The 23342-nt window shown below is 46.6% G+C and carries 25 protein-coding genes; 7 read left to right on the forward strand and 18 right to left on the reverse strand.

Going from position 1 to position 23342, the window contains the following annotated elements:
* Positions 1 to 5: 5 nt before the first annotated feature.
* Positions 6 to 827: an urease accessory protein UreD gene (locus tag NKU06_RS02235; RefSeq protein WP_253224176.1), complete on the forward strand. Its 822-nt coding sequence runs from the start codon at positions 6 to 8 to the stop codon at positions 825 to 827.
* 68 nt (positions 828 to 895) lie between these two features.
* On the opposite strand, the gene NKU06_RS02240 is transcribed toward NKU06_RS02235, so the two are convergent.
* Entirely contained in the window at positions 896 to 1726 is an 831-nt protein-coding gene (locus tag NKU06_RS02240; RefSeq protein ID WP_253224177.1) for an inositol monophosphatase family protein, read from the reverse strand.
* A gap of 99 nt (positions 1727 to 1825) precedes the next feature.
* Positions 1826 to 3925 (reverse strand): 1-deoxy-D-xylulose-5-phosphate synthase, encoded by a 2100-nt coding sequence (dxs, locus tag NKU06_RS02245; protein ID WP_254732016.1) that lies wholly within the window; start codon positions 3923 to 3925, stop codon positions 1826 to 1828.
* A 285-nt stretch (positions 3926 to 4210) separates the two neighbouring features.
* Here dxs and ribA point away from each other — a divergent pair, with 285 nt between their 5' ends.
* The 3 genes from ribA to NKU06_RS02260 all read left to right on the forward strand — a co-directional run bounded on the left by ribA (position 4211) and on the right by NKU06_RS02260 (position 6427).
* Positions 4211 to 4822: a GTP cyclohydrolase II gene (ribA, locus tag NKU06_RS02250; protein WP_253224179.1), complete on the forward strand. Its 612-nt coding sequence runs from the start codon at positions 4211 to 4213 to the stop codon at positions 4820 to 4822.
* Positions 4823 to 4851: 29 nt separating this feature from the next.
* Complete coding sequence (hemF, locus tag NKU06_RS02255) at positions 4852 to 5802, forward strand: oxygen-dependent coproporphyrinogen oxidase (protein WP_254732018.1); 951 nt, start codon at positions 4852 to 4854, stop codon at positions 5800 to 5802.
* A gap of 142 nt (positions 5803 to 5944) precedes the next feature.
* Complete coding sequence (locus tag NKU06_RS02260; protein WP_254732020.1) at positions 5945 to 6427, forward strand: cytochrome c; 483 nt, start codon at positions 5945 to 5947, stop codon at positions 6425 to 6427.
* Positions 6428 to 6567: 140 nt separating this feature from the next.
* Here NKU06_RS02260 and rplS read toward each other — a convergent pair whose 3' ends face one another.
* The 4 genes from rplS to rpsP form a co-directional block, all read right to left on the reverse strand.
* Positions 6568 to 6936: a 50S ribosomal protein L19 gene (gene rplS / locus NKU06_RS02265; RefSeq protein WP_103033791.1), complete on the reverse strand. Its 369-nt coding sequence runs from the start codon at positions 6934 to 6936 to the stop codon at positions 6568 to 6570.
* A 135-nt stretch (positions 6937 to 7071) separates the two neighbouring features.
* Positions 7072 to 7818 carry a tRNA (guanosine(37)-N1)-methyltransferase TrmD gene (gene trmD / locus NKU06_RS02270; RefSeq protein WP_254732022.1) on the reverse strand — a complete coding sequence of 249 codons (747 nt, stop codon included), beginning with the start codon at positions 7816 to 7818 and terminating at the stop codon, positions 7072 to 7074.
* Positions 7819 to 7898: 80 nt separating this feature from the next.
* Positions 7899 to 8432: a ribosome maturation factor RimM gene (gene rimM, locus NKU06_RS02275; protein WP_254732110.1), complete on the reverse strand. Its 534-nt coding sequence runs from the start codon at positions 8430 to 8432 to the stop codon at positions 7899 to 7901.
* Positions 8433 to 8542: 110 nt separating this feature from the next.
* A complete protein-coding gene (gene rpsP, locus NKU06_RS02280) occupies positions 8543 to 8791 on the reverse strand; it encodes a 30S ribosomal protein S16 (RefSeq protein ID WP_254732024.1) in 249 nt (82 codons plus the stop codon).
* A 237-nt stretch (positions 8792 to 9028) separates the two neighbouring features.
* Between rpsP and NKU06_RS02285 the strand changes: the two genes are divergently transcribed.
* Positions 9029 to 10426, forward strand: a complete 1398-nt coding sequence (locus tag NKU06_RS02285; protein WP_254732026.1) for an ATP-binding protein — start codon at positions 9029 to 9031, stop codon at positions 10424 to 10426.
* Between the two features lie 37 nt (positions 10427 to 10463).
* On the opposite strand, the gene NKU06_RS02290 is transcribed toward NKU06_RS02285, so the two are convergent.
* The 12 genes from NKU06_RS02290 to NKU06_RS02345 all read right to left on the reverse strand — a co-directional run bounded on the left by NKU06_RS02290 (position 10464) and on the right by NKU06_RS02345 (position 21581).
* Positions 10464 to 12152, reverse strand: coding sequence for an ATP-binding protein (locus NKU06_RS02290; protein ID WP_254732028.1), 1689 nt, complete (start codon positions 12150 to 12152; stop codon positions 10464 to 10466).
* Between the two features lie 66 nt (positions 12153 to 12218).
* Positions 12219 to 12941 (reverse strand): response regulator, encoded by a 723-nt coding sequence (locus NKU06_RS02295; protein WP_253224185.1) that lies wholly within the window; start codon positions 12939 to 12941, stop codon positions 12219 to 12221.
* Between the two features lie 48 nt (positions 12942 to 12989).
* Positions 12990 to 13409, reverse strand: coding sequence for a F0F1 ATP synthase subunit epsilon (locus tag NKU06_RS02300; RefSeq protein WP_253224186.1), 420 nt, complete (start codon positions 13407 to 13409; stop codon positions 12990 to 12992).
* An 84-nt stretch (positions 13410 to 13493) separates the two neighbouring features.
* Positions 13494 to 14918 (reverse strand): F0F1 ATP synthase subunit beta, encoded by a 1425-nt coding sequence (gene atpD, locus NKU06_RS02305; protein WP_253224187.1) that lies wholly within the window; start codon positions 14916 to 14918, stop codon positions 13494 to 13496.
* A 30-nt stretch (positions 14919 to 14948) separates the two neighbouring features.
* A complete protein-coding gene (gene atpG / locus NKU06_RS02310) occupies positions 14949 to 15821 on the reverse strand; it encodes a F0F1 ATP synthase subunit gamma (RefSeq protein WP_254732030.1) in 873 nt (290 codons plus the stop codon).
* 80 nt (positions 15822 to 15901) lie between these two features.
* Positions 15902 to 17446 (reverse strand): F0F1 ATP synthase subunit alpha, encoded by a 1545-nt coding sequence (atpA, locus tag NKU06_RS02315; protein WP_253224189.1) that lies wholly within the window; start codon positions 17444 to 17446, stop codon positions 15902 to 15904.
* Positions 17447 to 17477: 31 nt separating this feature from the next.
* Positions 17478 to 18026: a F0F1 ATP synthase subunit delta gene (locus NKU06_RS02320; RefSeq protein ID WP_253224190.1), complete on the reverse strand. Its 549-nt coding sequence runs from the start codon at positions 18024 to 18026 to the stop codon at positions 17478 to 17480.
* 12 nt (positions 18027 to 18038) lie between these two features.
* Positions 18039 to 18506 (reverse strand): F0F1 ATP synthase subunit B, encoded by a 468-nt coding sequence (locus tag NKU06_RS02325; RefSeq protein ID WP_253224191.1) that lies wholly within the window; start codon positions 18504 to 18506, stop codon positions 18039 to 18041.
* Positions 18507 to 18595: 89 nt separating this feature from the next.
* Positions 18596 to 18841 carry a F0F1 ATP synthase subunit C gene (gene atpE / locus NKU06_RS02330; protein ID WP_078253314.1) on the reverse strand — a complete coding sequence of 82 codons (246 nt, stop codon included), beginning with the start codon at positions 18839 to 18841 and terminating at the stop codon, positions 18596 to 18598.
* Positions 18842 to 18892: 51 nt separating this feature from the next.
* Positions 18893 to 19762, reverse strand: a complete 870-nt coding sequence (gene atpB / locus NKU06_RS02335) for a F0F1 ATP synthase subunit A (RefSeq protein WP_253224192.1) — start codon at positions 19760 to 19762, stop codon at positions 18893 to 18895.
* A gap of 392 nt (positions 19763 to 20154) precedes the next feature.
* Positions 20155 to 20553 (reverse strand): ATP synthase subunit I, encoded by a 399-nt coding sequence (locus NKU06_RS02340; protein ID WP_254732032.1) that lies wholly within the window; start codon positions 20551 to 20553, stop codon positions 20155 to 20157.
* 182 nt (positions 20554 to 20735) lie between these two features.
* A complete protein-coding gene (locus NKU06_RS02345; RefSeq protein WP_254732034.1) occupies positions 20736 to 21581 on the reverse strand; it encodes a metal ABC transporter solute-binding protein, Zn/Mn family in 846 nt (281 codons plus the stop codon).
* Between the two features lie 433 nt (positions 21582 to 22014).
* On the opposite strand from NKU06_RS02345, the gene NKU06_RS02350 reads away from it, so the two are divergent.
* A complete protein-coding gene (locus NKU06_RS02350; RefSeq protein ID WP_253224195.1) occupies positions 22015 to 22563 on the forward strand; it encodes a Fur family transcriptional regulator in 549 nt (182 codons plus the stop codon).
* Positions 22541 to 23341: a metal ABC transporter ATP-binding protein gene (locus NKU06_RS02355; protein ID WP_254732112.1), complete on the forward strand. Its 801-nt coding sequence runs from the start codon at positions 22541 to 22543 to the stop codon at positions 23339 to 23341. Before NKU06_RS02350 ends, NKU06_RS02355 begins: the two co-directional genes overlap by 23 nt.
* Position 23342: the final 1 nt, after the last annotated feature.

The following is a 23342-nucleotide window of genomic DNA, read 5'->3' on the forward strand; positions in this document are numbered from 1 at the left end:
TGACAATGAAAAGTAAATTACACATCTCAACCAAGCTGAATAATCATGGCAAAACAGTACTGGATCAGTACTTCGTACAGCCACCGTTCAAGCTGATGAGCCTACCGAATAACAGCGCATGGGATACGGCATTGACAGCCATGCAGATGTCGTCTTCACCAGGGTTATTGGCAGGCGATGATCTGTCTGTCGAGATCGCTTTGGCAGCCAATACGCGCCTGATCTTGACAACACAAGCATTCACCCGTGTGCAATCCATGGATATTGGTAAGCGTGCGACACAGTCACTGAACATTCATCTGGACACAGATAGCCGCCTGCACTATGTGCCACATCCATTGGTGCTGCACAAGGACAGCGCACTAGAACAGCGCACTGACATCACGATGCGCTCAGGCAGTCAGCTGATTTTTGCTGAAGTGATTGCCATTGGTCGTGCTGCCAATGGTGAGCGGTTTGAATTTTCGCAATTTAGCTCGCACTTAACCATTCACGAACAACATCCTGATCACAGTACCGTACTGCTCAGCGACTGTATTCAGTGGCATCCCAAATTAATGGACTTAACCGCCATCGGGCAGATGGAAGACTATAGTCATCAAGGCATGCTGCTATTCATGCACATCGATCAAGATCCTGCAGACATCGCCGCACGCCTAAGCACCATCCAAGGCATGATAGATACTGCCGAGCAAGATGATCCACAGCTGTTGATTGGCGCATCGTTGATACAAGCGCATGGCTTCGTGGTGCGTGCCTTAGGTCACAACGCCCAAAGTATTGAGCAGCTATTTGCACGCATTGGGCAAAGCCTGCAGGCTAATTGACATACCAATTTTCATAAAAAATACCAAGTCTTACACAGGGCAAAACTTGGTATTTTTTTATGCATCAATCAACCAATCGCATTTTCCCAACGCGGTACGACCAGCTGCATTAGTGGTTTTAGTAGTTTCATATTGCATGCAAACACAGAGCCTGTCTTCATCGCTTCGTTCGCGCCTTTATGATCGACGACCACGCCGCGCGCTTCAGTGACGATCAACTCGCCTGCTGCCACATCCCACGGCTTTAATGACATTTCAAAATAACCATCAAAGCGACCTGCCGCCACATAGCACAGATCCAGTGCCGCCGAGCCGAAACGACGCACTTGACCGCCATTTTCACAGATGGCTTGTAGGCTGGCAAAATGCTGACGCGCAAAGCTGACGCGCTCGCCATCGATCATGCGCTCATATGGATGACCTGTGGTGAACAGACCGCCTTCGATGGTTTTGCGTTCGCTGACTTGTAGGCGGCGCTGATTCATCAACGCACCACGACCGCGACTTGCCGAAAACAGCTCATCACGCACAGGATCATAGACCACGCCATGCTCGGTGACGCCGTTTTTTTGTACCGCGATCGAGACACAAAAATGCGGCACGCCATGGACGAAATTTTGAGTGCCATCAAGCGGATCAATCACCCAGCACCAATCAGCATCATTGCCCTTGCCTTCTTGTAGGCCAAACTCTTCACCCAAATAAGAATGATTCGGATAGCTTTCTTTGAGCGTGGCGATGGTCAGCTCTTCGGCATAACGATCGATTTGGGTGACTAAGCCATCAAGACCTTTAGACTCGACCGCCAAATCAAGACGGTGGCGGTTTTGATGCGCGCGTAAAATTTCATGACCTACTTTTTTGGCAGCGTTTGCCGCCATAACTACCATCGGTTCCATAACTCACCTTTTTAAACAAGTAAACGAAGTAAAATTAAATAGTCTAATCATCATTCATCATGATGACGGATTTTTTGAAAAATTAATAACAGCAATTCATCAAGCATTGAGCCAATTTGACAAAGACTGATAAACACCATCTTTATCCAGACCGCACGCTGCCAATTGCTGCTCGTGGCTAGCGTGCTCGATGAATCGATCAGCAATGCCTAGATTTTGAATCTTCACATCAGCATTGTGCGCAAGCAGATATTCATTGACCGCACTGCCTGCACCGCCTGCGATTTGATGCTCTTCAACTGTGGCGATATGACTCACCCCTTGCGCGATCAGAGCATCAAGCAGTTCTGTATCCAGTGGCTTGACCCAGCGCATATCAATGACACTCATCGCCATGCCTGTATCATCAGATAATTTCTTGGCAGCAGCCAAAGCATCAGCCAGACGCGTACCAAATGCAAGCACCGCAAGCTTATCGCCTTGTGCAGTCGCAAAATTATCCGAAGACCACACATGATTAGCCTTACCAATCACAAACGCATCAACCGATGTATCAATCGCGCGCCCAATACCTGCACCACGCGGATAGCGCACCGCTGCCGTGCCTTGGTATCTATAGCACGCATTCAGCAGATGATGGCATTCATGCTCATCACTTGGCGCAGCGATGATGACATTTGGCACACAGCGCAGATACGCCAAATCAAACACCCCTGCGTGCGTTGCACCATCTTCACCGACCAGACCCGCGCGATCGATGGCGAAAGTGACATCAAGATTTTGCAGTGCGACATCATGAATCAGCTGATCGTAGCCACGCTGCAAAAAGGTCGAATAAATCGCCACCACAGGCTTAAGCTTGCCGCTCGTCGCCATGCCTGCCGCCAAAGTCACCGCGTGCTGCTCAGCGATCGCCACATCAAAAAACCGCTCAGGGAACTTGTGCGCATACTCCACCATGCCCGAACCTTCTGCCATCGCAGGGGTGATCGCAACCAAATTGGCATCGTCTTGCGCAGTCTGCATCAGCCAGTCGCCAAAGATCTGTGAATACTTCTTGGCAGGTGCCGTAGTAGGTTTGGCGGCATCACCGCTTGCTGCTTTTGGTAATTTACCAATGGCATGATAGCCGATCGGATCAGCTTCAGCAGGCAAAAAGCCCTTGCCCTTGACCGTATGCACATGCACCAGTACCGCACCTTTTAATTTACTGGCGCGCTCAAGCACACTGACTAATTTTGGCAAATCATGCCCATCAAATGGACCAAGATAAGTAAAACCAATCGCCTTAAATAAATTATCCGCAAATAACTTATCACCGATTTTCTCAGCAATCTTATCAGGCAGCGGCGATGATGAGATACCGCTTAATAAACCTGTGATTTTCTCACTGATTTTACTTGGCAAGCGGCTTGAGACATCTTCAAACGCGCCATTTGCCATCTGCAGATAATGGCGAATGCGACGATCATCTGACGAAATGTCACGCTTGACCATCAAAATATTGCCATGCTTATCAATATCCATGGCAAGTCCACGCTGCCACAGCTTCGCCAAATGACGCGAAAAACCACCGATCGCCGCTGAGATGGACATATCATTGTCATTTAGGACGACCAACAAATCGGCATTTTGTTGCACCGCGTCGTTCATCGCTTCAAATGCCATGCCGCCTGTCATCGCGCCATCGCCAATCACCGCCGCTACTTTGCGGTTCTCGCCAAGTAAGCGCGCAGCAAGGCTCATGCCCAATGCCGCCGAAATCGAAGTCGATGAATGCCCCACGCCAAAAGTATCGTACTCGCTTTCACTGCGCTCAGGAAATGCGGTCAAGCCATCTTTTGAGCGAATGCTTGGCAGGCGATCACGGCGACCTGTCAGCACCTTGTGCGCATAGGCTTGATGACCGACATCCCACACCAATTTATCATAAGGCGTGTTTAATACTGTATGTAGTGCAATGGTCAGCTCAACCACGCCCAAATTAGCACCAAAATGCCCGCCACTCACCCCTGTCGAGTACAGCAGATACGCACGCAGCTCATCAGCAAGCGCAATCAGCTCATCGCTTGATAAGCCCTTCAGATCTGCAGGCGATGCCACTCGATCCAAAATCGGCGTATCAGGACGCGTCGCCAAAAGCTCGGTAAAAACTTTGGCTTGATACGATTGTTTGGCTAAGTTGGCTACATCTGACATAATGGGCTGATTTCCGACGCTTGGCTTAAATAGACTTTTTACCAACATCAAGACTTGTGGCGCAACTTATGGCATAATAAGCACTGACATGATCTGCGCACAAAACTTTTTGATGTTGCAAAGCGCTATTTTACTAGATAGCCTTTATTTTTGCTAGAAAAACCCCATATATTCTGCGATTTTTCATCAAAAACTTTTGATTACACCCTGTATATATCATAATTTTAATAATATATATTAGATTTTATTGCTTTCAGCCAAGTTTTGCTGAACTAGGGACAAATTTTGTATCAATTCATTACCAAAGCCAAACTGCCGACCGTGCATGGCGATTTTGACATTCATGTATTTGAAAACGAAGACGGACAAGAACACATCATGCTAAGCACAGGACTGCCGAGCGCAGGCGATGAGCTGCCTTTGGTGCGCATCCATTCTGAGTGCCTGACTGGTGATGCTTTTGGCTCGCTCAAATGTGACTGCGGACCACAGCTGAACGCCGCGATGCAAGCGATTCAAGAACATGGCGTCGGTGCAATCTTATACCTGCGCCAAGAAGGTCGCGGCATTGGTCTGACCAATAAAATCCGCGCCTACGCCCTACAAGATCAAGGACATGACACACTTGACGCCAATCTGCTTTTGGGTCTGCCTGCCGATGCGCGCACCTACGAGATGTGTGAAGTGATGCTACACTCTGTCGGTGTTGATAAACTGGCACTGCTTACCAATAATCCTAATAAAGTCAATGACTTGGTAGAGCAAGGCTTTGATGTTGTCGAACGCATTCCGCTGATCGTCGGTGTCAATGCACACAACCAAAATTATCTAGCCATCAAAGGCGCAAGAATGCAGCACCACATCACGCCGCAAGATTTACAAAATTCACAGTCTTAAACCAAAGCACAAACCCAAAGGAAATCGCCATGCACGCTCAAATCCAACAGGTAAGAGAATTTTTATTAACTCTACAAGATAACATCATCAAAGCGTTAGAAAACCAAGAGCAAACAGGCGGCGTGGATGGTACAAGCGATACCAAATTCATCGAAGATATTTGGCAGCGTCCCGAAGGCGGTGGCGGTCGCTCCTGCGTGTTCAAAGGCGGTAAAGTCATCGAAAAAGCAGGCGTGATGTTCAGCCACATTCACATCAAGCAAATGCCCGCATCCGCGACCACGCGCCATCCACAGCTGGCAGGCGCACAGGCGCAGGCATTGGGCGTGTCGTTGGTCATTCATCCGACCAATCCTTATGTGCCGACCAGTCACGCTAATGTACGCTTATTCGTCGCAACCCCTGAAGATGGCGGCGCGCCGATTTGGTGGTTCGGCGGCGGGTTTGACTTGACGCCATTTTACCCAAATCTTGATGATATCAAGCATTGGCACAAGGTGGCGCATGATTTGTGCCAGCCTTTTGGTGATGGCGTGTATGACAAATACAAAGCTTGGTGCGATGAGTATTTTTATCTCAAGCACCGTGGTGAGTGCCGCGGCGTGGGTGGTCTGTTCTATGACGATGTCAATACCGCAAGTACGGGCTGGGATTTTGATACTTGCTTTGCGTTCATGCGTGCGGTAGGACAAGGCTACATTGATGGCATTGTGCCAATTTTTGAGAACAATAAGCACCGCGCTTATGGCGATCGTGAGCGTGAGTTTCAGCTGTATCGCCGTGGGCGTTATGTGGAGTATAACTTGGTCTATGACCGTGGTACGCTGTTTGGCTTGCAGTCTAATGGTCGCACTGAGTCGATTTTGGTATCGATGCCGCCCTTGGCTGCGTGGGAATATCGCTTCGAGCCAAGCGCGGGCACGCCTGAATACGAGCTGACGGATTTTTATTTAAAGCCGAAAGATTGGTTGGCTTTGTGATATTGATCTGCTTTGGTCATGATTTTTGTTATTTTTGGTTAAAAACTCTGCAATTATGACAAAAATTCGGTAGAATGAGAATCACTTATCACTGTGATGATTGATAAATCACAATATCATTTTAAACAGCCAAAGAGGATGCATGATGCAAACCAAAACTCTATTAGCCGCACTGGCTGCTGCGACCCTTGCCCTGACTGCCTGTGGCAAAAACGAAACTGCAGGCGCAAGCACTGCTGCTGCACCAGCCGACCAATCAGTGGTAAAAGCGCGTGAAGATCTGATGACAGATTGGCGCCGCGCCAACCAAACCCTAAAAGGCATGATCGAAAATCCATCGACTTTCGATGCAGCGACCTTTAAAGAGAACACTGATAAAATCGTAAACAGCACTGAGCAAATGTGGACTTATTTTGAAGGTGAAGCTGCCAAAGGTGGTGAAGCTGCAGACGCCATCTGGACAGACGCGGCAGGCTTTAAAGCTGAAACCGAGAAATTCACCGCTGCTGCCAGCGCACTATCTGCCGCAGCCGCCACAGCCAGCAGCGCTGCCGATGTTGAAAAGCTATACGGCGAGATGGCAAGCTCGTGCGGTTCATGCCACAAAGGCTTCCGCAACGACTAAGCCGATAACTAAGTTCAAACTTGAATATCTTGCAATCCCTACACCATCCGTGTGGGGATTTTTATTAATTGGTAATTAAAAATAACAAAACCCCAAGCGTAAACTTGGGGTTTTGTTGATCCATTGGAATCGCAGAAGGATTAAGCTTCTTTGCGCGCGCCCAATTTTTCTTTAATACGAGCAGACTTACCTGAACGATCGCGTAGGTAGTAAAGCTTCGCACGGCGTACATCACCACGGCGTTTCACTTCGATGCTTGCGATCAGTGGTGAGTGTAGTTGGAATGCACGCTCAACACCAACACCGCTTGAGATTTTACGCACGGTGAAAGCAGAGTTTAGACCACGGTTGCGCTTAGCGATAACTACGCCTTCGAACGCCTGCAGACGCTCACGGTCACCTTCGCGTACTTTTACTTGTACGACAACAGTGTCACCTGGGCCGAATGATGGATGGTCTTTAAGTTGTGCATTTTCAACAACTTGTACTAGCGGATGTTTGTTGCTCATGGAAATTCTCCAATTATCATGGCATAGGCTAAAAGTCTTTGTTACCCAGTTTGCTGGGCAATGGCTAAAAGACCGCATACCATCGTTACATAATGCGCCACATGACGCGCTGTCCGAACCATACAGACAAGTTTCTTAGTCGTTCAAGTCTTTAAGCCACTTGAGTTGCTGTTTGTTTGGGGTAAATTTTTCCCACAAATCAGGTCGTCGCGCTTGCGTGCGTTTGATCTGCTGAATAAACCGCCATTTGGCGATATTGGCATGATGACCTGACAAAAGCACATCAGGCACCACCTTGCCTTGAAATTCCAAGGGCTTGGTATAATGCGGGCAATCCAATAAGCCATCGACAAAAGAGTCTTGCTCGGCAGATAAATCATCGCCCATCACGGCAGGCAATCTGCGAATCACGCTGTCCATTAGCACCATCGCAGGCAGCTCGCCACCAGTTAAGACATAATCACCGATGGAAATTTCCATATCAACATAAGTCTCAAGTAGTCGCTCATCAATGCCTTCATAGCGACCACAGAGCAAAATCATGCCATCAAATGTCACCATCTGCGTTACTGCAGTTTCGCCAAGCGTCTCGCCTTGTGGAGATAGATACACCACAGGGCATTTATCAAGACCACAGCCTGCTTGCATTGCCAAATCTTTGGCGTGCGCGATGGCTTTTTCAAGTGGTTCAGCCATCATGACCATACCAGGTCCGCCACCAAAGGGGCGCTCATCGATACGGCGATAATTATCAGTGGTAAAATCTCGCGGATTAATCAGATGAATCATCGCCTGTTCGCGCTTAATCGCTCGCCCTACCACGCCATATTCAGTGATGGCGGTAAACATTTCGGGCAAAATACTGATAACCGCAAAAAACAAAACTAAATCCTTGATTTTACAATCTTTTAATCACTAAACCATATGCCAAAATTGATAAAATGACACACTGATTAATTGGCTTAGTAATCAGCGCCCCATGCTACCAACATAGTTTGCTTTTCCAAATCCACCGATAGCACGACATCTTTATGCCACGGGATCAGTCGTTCTTCTTTATCAATGCTGTCCGCTGTCGGCTTGACTGAGATGATCTCATGCGCGCCAGTTTCAAACATCTGTATGATCACGCCCAGCTTTTCGCCATCTTCATTGATGACCGCTAAGCCAATCAAATCCGACCAATAATACTCATCTTCGCCAAGCTCAGGAAAGCTGTCTTTGGACACCCAAATGGTCGTACCATTCATGGTCTCGGCGACATTACGATCAGCAATCTCTTCAAAACACGCCACCAATCCCTGACCTTGCGCGCGCCAGTCTTTGACTGTCAAAGGTTTAAACCCTGTCGCTGTCTTCATCCACCAAGGCGACATCGCAAAAATACCTGAGCGTTCGTCAGTTTCGCTAAACACCCACAGCCAGCCTTTGATGCCATAGGGTTTTTTCAGTGTGGCAATCTTGACCAAATCGGCAGGATCAGGCGTATGAGTCAGACGAGTACGAGTATTGGTATTCACGGATTTTGAGAATTTTTTAATTAATCTGATAGCAGAAACGGTTTACACTCACATCTAAGTGCAAACCGTATTCATCAAGCTGAATATTAAGCAGCTTTGTTCAATGCTTTTACCAATGAAGCAATGCGGTCAGTTGGCTGTGCGCCTTTTGCGATCCATGCATTGTATGCTTCTAGGTCAATGCGAGTTTCAACTTCTTGACCACGCGCTAGTGGGTTGAAGAAACCGATTTTCTCGATGAAACGACCGTCACGAGCTGCGCGCTTGTCAGCAACAACGACTTGATAGAATGGACGCTTTTTAGAACCGCCACGAGCTAGACGAATAACTACCATGATAACTCTCTTTTAAAGTATGAAAAACTAAAAATTAATTTGTGCAAGAATTAGAGCATGATACAGATCCGATGAAGTTGAGGATGAGCCGTTACGAACCTGAACCACTAAAGCGACTATTATAGCAAGAAATTTGGCTTCTTAAAAGTAAAAATTTGCTTTTTGCCAAAATAATCTACAATTTCGCTACAAAAGCTGTGATACAATGAACTCATTGGTTTTTTATTGGCGCTGATTATGAGCTTACACGCACGCACTTTATTGGGCAAAATTCGCTATCGCCTACATTCTAACACCATGCAGACGGTGGCGATGGTTATTTTTATCGTATTTGTCAGTGTGACGCTGTCCTTGTGGCTGATTTGGCGCAGCTTATACCGCCCTGAGATCCAAAACCACGCCACTTATCTTGCCAGCGAAATTAAGCTTTTGACATCTGCCAAGCAAGAATGGCGCAACAGCCCAGATTTCGTACATTGGCTGACCGATAATACCCATGTCGAGATCGTCACTGATCCGCGTGAATTTCCTGATGTCACCGACAAGGTGCTGGTCACTTATATCACCGAAGTGTTCGCCGAAGAGCTAGAACGCAGTTTGGGTCGCCCTGCTAAGGTGTATTTTAAGTTCAAACCTGAGCCGAAATTATGGATCCAAGACAGCGCCAATCCCAACATCTGGATTCGCGAGCCGATGATGCATTATTCGCAGTACAGCACAGGTGTGCTGGCAGGTTTTGTGTTTGGCATTCCGCTTTTGACCATTTTGACCATTTGGATCTTGATCCGCGGCTTAAACCGCCCACTGCGAAAGCTTGAGCGCGCAGCATCTGACTACATCTTACAAGGACACGCCACCACTCTACCTACCCAAACCGGCCCGAGCGAAATCCGCAAAGTAAACACCGCGTTCAACCGCCTATTTACCACACTCAGCCAAGCACAAAAAGAGCGCACCATCATGCTTGCTGGCATCAGTCACGATTTGCGCACGCCTTTGACGCGGATGCGCCTGACCGCCGAGATGTTACCTGATGAATTTTTCCGCGAAGGCTTGGTCTATGACATCGAAGATATGGATGCGATCTTGGATCAGTTCATTTCGTTCATGAAAGATGGATCGGACGAACCTGTGAAATTGACCAATTTGGATACGATTTTTAAGGAAATCATGATCCAGTTCGATGGCACGCGTTTTATTTATGACAGCAGTATCGATCAGTCTGTGCCTGTGCGCCCTTTGTCGATCAAGCGTTTGATTGTCAATTTAGTCAATAATGCCATTCGCTATGGCAGTGAGCCGATTCATCTGATGGCGAAAATCACCCCTGCCATCGATGAAGATAGTGATGAGCTATTGACGCGTTATCCTGTTTTGACGATCAGCGTCAAGGACGAAGGTGAAGGCGTGGCAGAAGATCAGCTTGAGCGTATCATGCAGCCTTTTGAGCGTGGTGAGTCGGCACGCACCACTCAAGGCAGCGGTCTAGGACTTGCCATCGTCAGTCGTATCGCTCATCTGCACCAAGGTGAAGTGATCGCGCAGAATCACCCTGATGGCGGCTTACAAGTGCTGATCAATATTCCGCTAATGACCGCTGTGGCAAATGATCATAAAGACAGCCCTAGCACATGATATTTAAGTGATAATTTACACCAAATAAAGCAAATCATCAGCTTGATTTATAAATGGTTTTCTCAACGCGCTCTTGGGTAATCTCATCGGCAGCGACGCTCACGCCCACTTGCTTGATCGGCCAAGTCATCATAAAGCGCGCGCCATGCAAGCTTGGGCTTTCATCGACCGATAAGGTGGCATTGAACCAAAACGCAATGCGGCTGACGATCGATAAGCCCAAACCATAACCACCTGACGCACGCGTGCGACTGTCATCAAGTCGCGCAAATGGCACAAACACTTTTTCACGATCAGCTTCGGCGATGCCATGTCCATCATCTTCGACACAGATGAATGCCGAGCCTTGGTGCGTACCTGCCGACACGCGCACAGTCGATTCGGCATAACGCAGTGCATTACCGACAAGGTTCTGTACCACGCGGTGCAGATAACGGCGATCCGCCATCGCAACTATCTTTGGTGGTGGAAAGTCACAAACAATCTTAATCGGCTTACCCAAAGCATTGGTCTCACGCTCAATCTGCTCAAGCAGTTCTTTTAGATTCACTATTTGCCAATCAAGCTTCGGCGAGCCTTCTTCTAGCTTGGCATAAGTCAAAATCTCATCAATCAACTCATCAAGCGACTCAATGTCATCATCGATATAATTTTTTTGCAGTTGGCGCGAATCGGCATCATCGGTATCAGCAAGCATATCGACAGCAAAGCGAATGCGCGCAACGGGGGTTCGTAGTTCATGCGATACCGCACGCGTCAGCTCTCGCTGCGATTCGATCAAGCGCTTGATATGTGCGGTCATTGAGTTAAAAGTCGATGTCAGGCGCGCAATGTCATCACTGCCAACCACTTGAACTTTGGTGTCAAGATTGCCTTCAGCAACACGATCGACGCCCGACTGAAGTAGTCTTAGACGGCGCTCCAATGGGAAAATCAGACCATACACACCAAGCCCGATAAGCAGCATACAAATCAGCACCACACTGACCAGTAGATTAAACGGAAACCAGTTAAACAGCGCAATCGGACCGATGACAATCACACGCCCTTCGACATCGGACGATGCCACCACTTCAATGAAAGAAGTTTGCGCATTGTTGCCATCACCAAAAATAATCACAGGCTCATCGCGTCTTAGGCGTACAATTTGATCTTGGTCAAGATTCAATTCGTCTAAATTACGCAGATGTAGTGGGTGAGAAAACTTCTTGCTCAGAAAATCAAGGCGCGCTTGCTTTTGTTCAAATTCAGGATAATAAGACAAATCATCAAGCAAAAAAATCGCCAAGGCACGCACTTGTCGCTCACCAACTTGCGAGATTTTCACCGTCAAAAGATTGCTTTCACCTGCGATACGATGATAAATGGTATATTCATTGACCGCGTGATCATAGCGGACGACGGTTTTTTCTTCTTCTAATCGCTTAATCTCGCGCGCTTTTAGCTCGACATCCATCATCGGCACAATGGTGAATTTGCTACCAAACAACTGACTGGCATCATCCAGCCAATACACGCGCGCCGCTTCGGATTTTTGATTGACCACCCCTTGACCGATCAGATAAAACACCCCTGTCGCCACAGTTTCGCGGTAGTTTTGCACGCGCTCTTGATTGAGCGTATCGACAAGCAAATACGCAAAAAAAGCCACAGATACACAGACCAACAACAAGCCCATGTAAATTCGATAAAAAATACTGCGTTCAGTGAGAGTGAGTCGAGCCATAAATCATGATTTCATAAAACAAAAGCCAGCAATAAGCCAGCTTTTGGGAATGCAAACAAGGGCAAATCAGTTGCCTTCTTTGACGAATAGATAACCTTTACTGCGAACGGTTTTGATGCGCTTCGGATTCTCTGGATCATCGCCAATTTTTGGACGAATGCGAGAAATGCGCACATCAATCGAACGGTCTTGACCATCATACTCAATGCCGCGCAGACGCTCAAAGATGTCTTCGCGCGATAGTATACGACCAGCGTTTGATGCCAATAGCCAAAGCAAGTCATACTCAGCACTGGTAAAATCAACCAATTCATCGTTCAAAGTTACCGAACGACCGCCATTGTCAATTACCAAATCGCCAAATTCTAGGCGCTGTGGCGAATCATCAGACGGTGCAGAATCAGAACGGCGCAACAATGCACGAATGCGCGCCAATAGTACGCGTGGTTGTACAGGCTTTGCGACATAGTCGTCTGCACCCATCTCAAGACCCAGCACCTGATCCATGTCGTCAGTACGCGCTGTCAACATCAAAATCGGCTGCTGATAATGTGCACGCACTTCACGACACACAGTCAGACCATCACTGCCTGGTAACATCACATCAAGCACAACCAAATCTGGCTGCTCAGTGATAATACGACGAATCGCTCGTGTACCATCGGTTTCCAAAGCAACATCAAGATCATTACGACGCAGGTAATCCTGTGTCAGCATCGCCAAACGCTCATCATCTTCAACGATGAGAATTCTTGGCATACCTTCTTTTTCTGGCGTAGTCGATGTCATATCATCTTATCCTTGGGCAGATCGCAAAATCACCACAACCGCACCTGATTAGGCACGGTTTTTGTATTTTTGAATGGTTTGTAGCTGTGCTAATGATTCAGCCAATGCGTGTAATGCAGCATTGGTTTGTAGCGTATCACTTTGGTTGGCAAGCATTTGCTCAGCAGCACGACGCGCTTCAGCAATCTTCGCTTCATCCAAATCATGTGCACGCTCAGCACTGTCAGCCAGTACAGTTACGACATTTGGCTGTACTTCTAGCACACCACCAGAGACATAAATGACTTCTTCTGAAGTGCCATCAGCCAACTTCATGCGCATCGCACCTGGCTTAAGCAAGGTAATCAGCGGCGTGTGACCTGCCAATACACCAATTTCACCACTGTGACCATTGGCGATCAACATCGTGATCTCGCCTGAATACAACTCTTCGCGAGCGCTAACCACTCGACATTTAAAAGTTGCCATGAAAAATCTCCCAATAATCTTAGGACGGATTAGCATTGACTGACTGGATAAATATAAACCATTTATCCAGTCAATACAAGCGCATTAAGCAGCTTTTAGCTTCTCAGCTTTAGCAACGGCTTCATCGATACCGCCAACCATGTAGAAAGCTTGCTCTGGCATATGGTCATATTCACCTTCGATGATCGCTTTAAAGCCAGCGATGGTGTCACGAAGCGCGACATATTTACCTGGTGCACCAGTAAAGACTTCCGCCACATGGAATGGCTGAGACAAGAAACGCTGGATCTTACGAGCGCGGTAAACAGTCAGTTTGTCTTCTTCTGACAACTCATCCATACCCAAGATGGCAATGATGTCTTTTAGCTCTTTGTAGCGTTGTAGAACTTCTTGCACGCCACGAGCAACATTGTAGTGCTCTTCACCGATCACTTGTGGATCAAGCTGACGAGAAGTTGAGTCTAGTGGATCAACCGCAGGATAGATACCTTGTGACGCGATGTCACGGCTTAGTACGACTGTTGCATCCAAGTGAGCGAAAGTAGTCGCAGGGCTTGGGTCAGTCAAGTCGTCCGCAGGTACATAAACCGCTTGTACAGAAGTAATAGAGCCTGATTGAGTCGAAGTAATACGCTCTTGTAGCGCACCCATCTCTTCTGCTAGGGTTGGCTGATAACCTACCGCAGATGGCATACGACCTAGTAGTGCTGATACTTCAGTACCGGCTAGGGTATAACGATAGATGTTGTCAACGAACAATAGAACGTCACGGCCTTTACCAGTTGCTTCGTCTTTTTCGTCACGGAAGTATTCTGCCATGGTTAGACCAGTCAAAGCAACACGCAGACGGTTTCCTGGTGGCTCATTCATCTGACCATAGACCATCGCTACTTTAGACTTGGTGAAGTCTTCGGTATTCACAACGCCAGCTTCTTGCATTTCGTGGTAGAAGTCGTTACCTTCACGAGTACGCTCACCAACACCAGCGAATACAGAAAGACCAGAGTGTTTCAGGGCGATGTTGTTGATCAATTCCATCATGTTAACGGTTTTACCAACACCTGCACCACCGAACAGACCAACTTTACCACCTTTAGCGAATGGACATAGCAAGTCAATAACTTTAATACCGGTTTCTAGTAGTTCAGTTGAGTTTGATTGCTCATCGTAGCTTGGTGCTTCACGGTGGATAGACCATTTCTCAGCTGCGTTTACTGGACCAGCTTCATCGATTGGGCGACCCAATACATCCATGATACGGCCAAGTGTCGCTTGACCTACTGGCACAGAAATTGGTGCGCCTGAGTTAGAAACGGTAAGACCACGCTTTAGACCTTCAGTTGAGCCCATAGCAATGGTACGCACCACGCCATCACCCAGCTGTTGTTGTACTTCTAGCGTAGTTTCAGTACCATCGACGCTAAGTGCGTCATAGATTTGTGGTACTTGACCACGGTCAAATTCAACGTCAATAACCGCGCCAATAATCTGTACAATACGACCGCTCATTGCGTTCTCCTATTATCTATTATTAGTCAATTAAGAAACAGCGGCAGCACCACCAACGATTTCCGAGATCTCTCGGGTAATCGCCGCTTGACGCAGCTTGTTATAAACCAACTGTAATTCTTTGATTAAGTTACCAGCATTATCTGTTGCTGCTTTCATTGCCACCATACGAGCTGATTGCTCTGATGCAATATTTTCGCGTACTGATTGGTAAACCACCGATTCGATGTAGCGTAGCAACAAGCCATCAATCAAGGTCTTGGTATCGGGCTCATAGATATAATCCCAGCTGTGTGCTTGAAGTTCATTGCCTTCAAACTCACCTTCTGCCAACGGAACAATCTGTTCTACGGTTGGCTTTTGAGCCATCGCATTGATGAATTGGTTGTACACCAAATAAATGCGATCCAATTTGCCATTTTGATAATCATCAAGCATGGCTTGAACTGGTGTATTGATTTGTTCTAGCGATGGATTATCACCATAATCTGTCACTGCAGAAGTAACTTTACCGCCAAAGTTCTTGAAAAAACCAACGCCTTTTGCACCGATGACCGCAAACTCAATCTCAACTGACTGCTCTTGGTAGCTTTTGACTTTTTTCAACAAGTTTTTAAACAAGTTGATATTCAAACCACCTGCCAAGCCACGGTCTGAAGTCACCACCACAAAGCCAACGCGATTGACTGGACGGCTTACCATGTATGGGTGCTTGTAGTCCGATTGTGCTTGCACAAGGTGTGAAATCACTCGACGCACACCATCTGCATAAGGGCGACCTGCTTCCATTCGCTCTTGTGCACGACGCATTTTACTGGCAGCCACCATTTGCATAGCGCGGGTGATTTTTTGCGTGCTTTTGATACTGGTTACTTTAGCACGAATTTCTTTTAAGCTTGCCATAATTATTCCAATACTGGACTTATTTTAAATGGGTTTATGGTGCGTTAAACAACGCCTAACACACCATATTGCTTGTTTGTTTAGAAGCTGGTAGATGCCTTGAAGCTTTCCACTGCAGCTTTTAGACGACCTTCGATGTCATCGTTGTAGTTTGCAGTTTCATCGATTTCAGTCATCAATGCAGCGTGTTCTGTGCGCAAGAAGCGAAGGAATGCTTCTTCGAATGCACCAATTTTTTCAACTGGCACATCAGCTAGGTAGCCTTCGTTTGATGCATAGATAACTGCTGCTTGATCAGCGATAGACATCGGCGCATATTGCTTTTGCTTCATCAGCTCAGTAACACGCACACCATGCTCAAGCTGCTGCTTGGTCGCATCATCAAGGTCAGATGCAAACTGAGCAAATGCTGCCAACTCGCGATACTGTGCTAGTGCGGTACGGATACCACCTGATAGCTTTTTGATGATCTTGGTTTGTGCAGCACCACCAACACGCGATACCGAGATACCAGCGTTCACCGCAGGACGGATACCTGAGTTAAATAGGTTTGACTCAAGGAAAATCTGACCATCGGTAATAGAAATCACGTTGGTAGGTACGAATGCTGATACGTCACCTGCTTGGGTTTCGATGATTGGCAATGCAGTCAAAGAACCAGTTTTGCCTTTTACTTCGCCATTGGTGAATGCTTCTACATAATCTGCATTAACGCGAGATGCACGCTCTAGTAGGCGTGAGTGTAGATAGAATACGTCACCTGGGTAAGCTTCGCGTCCTGGTGGACGGCGTAGTAGCAATGAAATTTGACGATAAGCAACTGCTTGCTTAGACAGATCATCATAAACAATCAATGCATCTTCACCGCGGTCACGGAAGTATTCACCCATCGTACAGCCAGAGTATGGCGCGATGTATTGTAGTGCTGCTGGCTCTGATGCAGACGCAACAACAACTGTGGTGTACTCAAGTGCGCCAGTTTCTTCTAGCTTACGCACGACATTAGCGATGGTCGAACGCTTTTGACCAACAGCCACATACACACACTTGATGCCAGAATTTTTCTGAGCGATGATGGCGTCGATTGCCAATGCAGTTTTACCAGTTTGGCGGTCACCAATGATCAACTCACGCTGACCACGACCGATAGGAATCATGGTATCAACTGCTTTATAACCAGTCATCACAGGCTCATCAACTGATTGACGAGCGATAACGCCTGGTGCGATTTTTTCAACTTTGTCAGTCAATTTTGCATTGATTGGACCTTTGCCGTCGATTGGGTTACCCAATGCGTCAACAACACGACCTAATAGCTCAGGACCTACTGGGACTTCCAAGATACGACCTGTGCAATATGCTTTTTGACCTTCTTGAAGGCTTAGATATTCACCCAGTACAACCGCACCGACTGAATCTTGTTCTAGGTTCAGCGCCATACCATATACGCCACCTTCGAACTCAATCATCTCGCCATACATAGCCTCTTCTAGGCCATGGATTTGCACAATACCATCAGAGACTTTGACGATTACGCCTTCCGTTTTTGCAGTTGCGCTTACGTCAAGGTCTTGAATACGCTGCTTAATCAGATTGCTGATTTCGGCTGGATTCAATTGTTGCATTGCCTTGTTTCCTTAAATTTAGACAGCTGACTTATGCGGTCAGCTGAGTCTTTAATTGTTTTAACTTGCCACGCACTGAGCCATCGGTAAACTTATCGCCCACTTTAATGGTAGCGCCACCAAGCAGTTCAGGATTCACTTCTTCATGTAAAATGACAATAGACCCTGTAGAAACTGCTAAGCGTTCCTGCAAATTTTTACGCTGGGCTTCGGTTAGTGGATAGGCTGAAGTAACATAAGCGTCAACCTGTTTTAGCTCTTGCGACTTAAGCTTGCTGTAATGCGCATGAATCTCTGGCAATAGCGCCAAACGATCATGTCCTGCTAGCTGTTTGGTAAAATTAGCCAATGCTAAAGAAGCTTCTTCTGCAGAGATTTTGTTGTAGGCATCAAGCAATACATCTGCCTTTTGATCTGCAGAAATGGCTGGATTGTTCAGCAAAGAAGCGAATTCTTCATTACTTACAATACTGCTAGCAACCGACAAAAAGGTCTCCCAATTGTTGATTACATTTTGCTCTTTAGCATAGTCAAATGCTGCTTTGGCATATGGTCTTGCTAAGGTAGATAGTTCAGCCATGTTATCCTCTAATTACAGCTTAGCCGCCAACTGGTCAAGCATGCTGGCGTGTTCTTGTTCATTGACTTTGTCTTGCAAAATCTTTTCTGCACCTAACACTGCCAATTGAGCCACTTGTTTGCGTAGCTGTTCACGAGTTTGAGCAACTTCTTGCTCTACAGTCGCATGAGCCTGTGCAATGATTCGCTCGCCTTCTTGGCGGGCTTGCTCTTTGGCTTCTTCGATCATTTGGTTAGCGGTTTTATTCGCGCGTTCGATGATAGAAGCGGCTTCGGTTTTTGCGGCAGCAAATTCTTGTTCAACTTGCTTTTCAGCAGAAGCAAGATCTGCTTTTGCTTTTTCGGCGGCGTTTAAGCCTTCCTCAATTTTTCTTTGGCGCTCATTAATCGCGCCGATCAGTGGTGGCCATACGAACTTCATGCAAAATAGCACAAAAATCGCAAACGCAATCATCTGACCGATAATGGTAGAATTGATCATCCAATCACCTCGTTGTTAGTGAAAGTCAGGTGATACCCACCTTTGAAAGCTGCGCCATCAAAGGTGGTCGTTAAACTGACGGTTTCAGCTTATGCGAATGGGTTGGCGAACAATAGTAGCATTGCGATACCAACACCGATCATTGGTACGGCGTCAAGTAGACCAGCTACGATAAACATTTTGGTTTGAAGTTGTGAACCAAGTTCTGGCTGACGAGCAGTACTTTCTAGGAATTTACCGCCTAGGATAGCGAAACCGATACCAGTTGCTAGTGCGCCTAGACCGATTAGTAGAGCGACTGCTAGTAGCGTGTATTGTGCGATTACTGGATCCATGATGTCTCCTTAATGACCTAAAATAAAAAGGGTTAATGAAAAAGGTTCAAATTAATGTTCGGATTGTGCTGAGATCAACGACAGATAAACAATCGTCAACATCATAAATACGAACGCCTGAAGAGTAATTACCAAGATATGGAAGATTGCCCAAGGCACACTCAATGCCCACTGAATCCAGAATGGCATCAGTGCGATCAAGATAAAGATCAACTCACCTGCGTACATGTTACCGAATAGACGCAGACCCAATGAGATTGGTTTTGCCAATAGAGTAACGATTTCTAGTACTAGGTTTACAGGGATTAGTACAGCTTGCAAAATTGGGTTTTTTGCACTGAATGGGTGCAAAGTAAATTCTGCGATAAAGCCGCCAATGCCCTTATATTTGATACCAAATCCGATGATCAACAATAGGACACCAATCGCCATACCCAAAGTGATGTTCGGGTCGGTGGTTGGTACAATCTTAAAGTAAACATGATGCGGATCATGACCCATAGCAGCGCCGACTTTTTGTGCAAGAGTTGGGATGAAGTCGATTGGCACTAGGTCCATCAAGTTCATCAAGAAAATCCACACAAAAATCGTCAATGCCAATGGCGCGATCAGCTTTGATGGGCCATTGTACGATTCACGAACACTGTTGTCCACGAAATCTACAATCAGCTCAACAAACGCTTGCAGCTTGGTTGGAACGCCAGCAGTCGCCTTGCGACCCACCGCCCAAAAAAGCGCACAAAAGAAAATACCCAAGCCAACTGACCAAAGCATAGAATCCAGATGAATGGCACTAAAACCCATTTGCGACGCTTCAGTGGCATCTGCTGCCACTTTCCAGCCATGCTCTGGGTGGTTGCCATATGTCCAGTTGGTCAAATGGTGAGCAATATATTGTGAAGATGTCTGTTCGGCTGCCATAATAAGCTACTTATTTTAACTCAAACAAAAGAAAGATTGGAGAAAATACGCCAAATCAAAAACGAAGTTACGATTCAACACGCTCAATCCATTGCCACCAAATCAAGGTCGATCTGGTGATTCCATCTCGCGCTGTGGTGTCAAGTCTCTGACTGCGTGCGAGCTGAAAATCAATGCGTCACCCAAACTGCGGTGAACTGTGAAACAATAAATTGCTTTTGTAACTAACCGAGTATATTACTTTAGTGTAGGCGATATGTAAAGGGCTAATGTGATTTTTATTACCGAAATTTTTCAATTTTATGATGCTTTGGGTAATATTCAGGCAATAATGCCCGTTTTTGCGCCTATTTTGCTGTTTTTACATGATATTTATGCAGCGGATTGTTTATTTATTTCAATCGCATCAGTGACAGCGTGTGTACCAATTGCATGAGCAAATAGCCCAAAATCACCATCAGCACATTGACATCGATCGCTTTGGTGAAAATCAGCGCAAAGCCAATCAGCGTCACCGCCCATTTGAGCATCTGTCCCAGATACATATTCAGCATGATCTGCCGCGATTGTCGTGCGCCCGTTTCGCGATAAGCAATAAAAGTAAACACACACTGAGCAAGATACGCCAGCACCCCACCTGCCGCCACCGATTTGGCAATGGCAAGCGATACATCGTCTATCAACATACTATATGCTGCCGCGACGATAATAATACCCAAAAGCACGATACTTTGGCGTTTTTGATTGCGATAAATATCTGCTTGGCTGTTTCGCTTGGCTGGTCTGGTCATGAATTTTTGCCCAAAAATCAAATGCTTATAATGATTGTGCTTTCAATAAACTTCGCTGCATTGCCATTTATATAAATGCAAATGGCGTAAAAAAGGCTTGGCAAACTACCAAGCCTTATGATTATAAAAGCCTTGTCCGACTTAGGCAAGTGTTATTCTTGTCAAGCCTAACAAATGTACGCTTATGCGCCTGCACACGCCTGCAGATCGCTGACGACTTGTTTCCAAATCTCTACAAAGTCATCACTACCGCCGCTCATGTCTTCTTGCTGAATACTGACAGTGACATTGCCAAGCTTATTTTTAATGCCATCAGAGACTGGACCTTGTGACGCAAGACACATGGCAGGCTTCGGGCGAGTATCAGATAAGTGCTTGATTTGGCTTGCTTTTGGGCTGATATGATGATCAGGTGTCAATGCGCCGGCGAATTTTAATTTGGCAGCAGTTTCGATGTATTGAAATGCATCGTGATACGCCCAATATGGCTGAACTTGCGTCTGACCGACTTCAGCGACGGCAGCGTCCATTTTTTTGATAAAATCATCAGCATTGGCTTGATATTTGGCTTTGGACGCAGGATTGGCATGACCATGAATCACCGCAAGCGCCTTGACGATGGCTTTGGCATTGGTCGGATCGAGCCAAATGTGCGGATCTTGGGTATTTGTGCGCGCTGTGCCATCGATGTTTCTGAGTGGATGGCGCGTAAAAGCATTGAATTTCAATAAACTAATGGCATTGGGCGCATTGTCCAGTGATTTGACAAGATTCTGCTCCAGATCACCGCCGAACCATACGACGAACTGACTGTCTTCGACAAGCTTCACCTTGCTTGGTGATAATGCACCGTGATGACCGACATCGCCTGCACCTAATAAGACTTCAGCATCGTGATCACCTTGGGTGATAGCATTTGACAATAGCGCAAGCGGATAATTACTCACGCTCACGACCCCTGCCCATGCACCGATGCTCATCGTGGCAGCAGCGATCAGCGCGCCTTGTTTTAGGGTGGTTTTTATCATTGATTTCATAACAAACTCACTTTTTGATTGTCATTTTTGACTGTTATTCGCTTATGATTTGAAAAATTCGCATCTTGAAAAATTCACACAAAGTCGCATTAACTGTTGCGGATTTTGTACCTTGGTTATTATTGACAAAAGAATGCCGCTTTTAATGGTCATTTTGCTTCATAAAATCAAGTCAAGTATAGCACAACTACCAAATCTATGTTATACTATTTCTATATTTTATTTTTGAATAATTGATTATTTATTGAACAGATTATTTACAATTGACCAACAAATTTATTTGGCAATTTGTCTAAAGTTGTATAGTCAAGGCGCATCAATTAGCATATAATATAACGCACTGTGTTTGGACGCCTTGGAACTTCGGTTCTTGGGCGTTTTTTATGTTTTACCGATGGTTTCCACCATCATTCGGGGTTTAAGTATGCAAGCCACCACTTCACACGACGCACACGATGCGTGCCATTTCCACCAACACGATGTCTATCACGGACATCACAACGATCCTGTTAAGCGTATGCAGGATGCCAAAGATTATTGCCTAGAGCGTGGTGTGCGTTTCACCCCTTTGCGCGAAGAAGTATATGCACTGATTTTGGCGGCAGATAAGCCGATGGGCGCTTATGATTTGATCAGTGCGCTGCAATTAAGCAGACAAAAAAAAACGCACTTAGCACACGAAAAGCACAAAAATATCGCCCCACCGACCGTCTATCGTTCGCTTGAGTTTCTACTGAATGAAGGCTTGATTCATCAGCTAAGCTCAATGAACGCCTATGTGCCTTGCTGCCATCCGCGCTCAAATCACGCTGCAGCTTTCTTGATTTGCCGCGTGTGCGAAAAAGTCGAAGAATGCAGCAACCTGCCAGTCAATGCGATGATGAATTTTGCCACCGATGATGCCAAATTCGCCATTGAGCGCAGTGTCATCGAACTAAAAGGTGTCTGCCGTGACTGCCAAGGCAAGCATTAAGCCCATCCTTGATCTACAAAATATCAGCTACCAAGCGGCTGACGGGGTGATGCTCGTCAGCCATATTTCGCTTGCCATTGAATCAGGTGAGATGATCAGCCTGATCGGCCCAAATGGTGCGGGCAAATCGACTTTGGTGAAGCTTATCTTGGGTCTGTTAAAGCCCACGCATGGCACATTGATCAAAAACACCAAGCAAATCAGCTATGTGCCACAGCGATTTAGCGTGCCTAGCATTCTGCCACTGCGTGCCATTGACCTACTTGCCCAAGCGGATGGCAAACGCCTAAACGCCGACCAAAAAGCCTATCTGTACGATCAGCTATCCATCACGCCACTGCTGAATAAACAAATGCATCATCTGTCAGGCGGTGAGACGCAGCGTGTACTGCTTGCGCGTGCTTTATTGGATAAGCCTGATTTGCTTATTCTAGACGAACCGATGCAAGGCCTGGATCCTGAAAGTGAAGCGTGGCTGTATCGGTTCTTAGATGAGTTGCCTGAGTTTCTGCGCTGTGCGATGCTTGTGGTATCGCATGATCTACACTGGGTGATGAAAGGCTCGCGCCGTGTCATCTGCCTGAATAAACACATCTGCTGTCAGGGCGTGCCAAGCCAAATCGCGCTGTCGCCTGAGTTTACGCAGCTGTTCGGTTATCAAGCGCCGTATATCCATGAGCATAGCCATTGTGAGCATCATTTGGATCATCATGACCACAGCCACAATCATAGCCATGACCACGCTGCGCACACGCACCATTCTGATTCTGTGAAGTGAT

Source organism: Moraxella sp. FZLJ2109 (assembly GCF_024296965.1).
Taxonomy (GTDB): Bacteria; Pseudomonadota; Gammaproteobacteria; order Pseudomonadales; family Moraxellaceae; genus Moraxella.

What these genes read in the sequence shown, in the direction of transcription:
- dxs (WP_254732016.1), bottom strand. Translation starts at nt 3,925, where the DNA reads ATGTCAGATGTAGCCAACTTAGCCAAACAATCGTATCAAGCCAAAGTT.
- NKU06_RS02285 (WP_254732026.1), top strand. Translation starts at nt 9,029, where the DNA reads ATGAGCTTACACGCACGCACTTTATTGGGCAAAATTCGCTATCGCCTA.
- NKU06_RS02260 (WP_254732020.1), top strand. Translation starts at nt 5,945, where the DNA reads ATGATGCAAACCAAAACTCTATTAGCCGCACTGGCTGCTGCGACCCTT.
- NKU06_RS02295 (WP_253224185.1), bottom strand. Translation starts at nt 12,941, where the DNA reads ATGACATCGACTACGCCAGAAAAAGAAGGTATGCCAAGAATTCTCATC.
- NKU06_RS02340 (WP_254732032.1), bottom strand. Translation starts at nt 20,553, where the DNA reads ATGACCAGACCAGCCAAGCGAAACAGCCAAGCAGATATTTATCGCAAT.
- NKU06_RS02290 (WP_254732028.1), bottom strand. Translation starts at nt 12,152, where the DNA reads ATGGCTCGACTCACTCTCACTGAACGCAGTATTTTTTATCGAATTTAC.
- NKU06_RS02320 (WP_253224190.1), bottom strand. Translation starts at nt 18,026, where the DNA reads ATGGCTGAACTATCTACCTTAGCAAGACCATATGCCAAAGCAGCATTT.
- NKU06_RS02235 (WP_253224176.1), top strand. Translation starts at nt 6, where the DNA reads ATGAAAAGTAAATTACACATCTCAACCAAGCTGAATAATCATGGCAAA.
- atpA (WP_253224189.1), bottom strand. Translation starts at nt 17,446, where the DNA reads ATGCAACAATTGAATCCAGCCGAAATCAGCAATCTGATTAAGCAGCGT.
- NKU06_RS02325 (WP_253224191.1), bottom strand. Translation starts at nt 18,506, where the DNA reads ATGATCAATTCTACCATTATCGGTCAGATGATTGCGTTTGCGATTTTT.
- hemF (WP_254732018.1), top strand. Translation starts at nt 4,852, where the DNA reads ATGCACGCTCAAATCCAACAGGTAAGAGAATTTTTATTAACTCTACAA.
- rplS (WP_103033791.1), bottom strand. Translation starts at nt 6,936, where the DNA reads ATGAGCAACAAACATCCGCTAGTACAAGTTGTTGAAAATGCACAACTT.
- rpsP (WP_254732024.1), bottom strand. Translation starts at nt 8,791, where the DNA reads ATGGTAGTTATTCGTCTAGCTCGTGGCGGTTCTAAAAAGCGTCCATTC.
- NKU06_RS02300 (WP_253224186.1), bottom strand. Translation starts at nt 13,409, where the DNA reads ATGGCAACTTTTAAATGTCGAGTGGTTAGCGCTCGCGAAGAGTTGTAT.
- atpD (WP_253224187.1), bottom strand. Translation starts at nt 14,918, where the DNA reads ATGAGCGGTCGTATTGTACAGATTATTGGCGCGGTTATTGACGTTGAA.
- NKU06_RS02350 (WP_253224195.1), top strand. Translation starts at nt 22,015, where the DNA reads ATGCAAGCCACCACTTCACACGACGCACACGATGCGTGCCATTTCCAC.
- NKU06_RS02240 (WP_253224177.1), bottom strand. Translation starts at nt 1,726, where the DNA reads ATGGAACCGATGGTAGTTATGGCGGCAAACGCTGCCAAAAAAGTAGGT.
- atpG (WP_254732030.1), bottom strand. Translation starts at nt 15,821, where the DNA reads ATGGCAAGCTTAAAAGAAATTCGTGCTAAAGTAACCAGTATCAAAAGC.
- atpB (WP_253224192.1), bottom strand. Translation starts at nt 19,762, where the DNA reads ATGGCAGCCGAACAGACATCTTCACAATATATTGCTCACCATTTGACC.
- NKU06_RS02345 (WP_254732034.1), bottom strand. Translation starts at nt 21,581, where the DNA reads ATGATAAAAACCACCCTAAAACAAGGCGCGCTGATCGCTGCTGCCACG.
- atpE (WP_078253314.1), bottom strand. Translation starts at nt 18,841, where the DNA reads ATGGATCCAGTAATCGCACAATACACGCTACTAGCAGTCGCTCTACTA.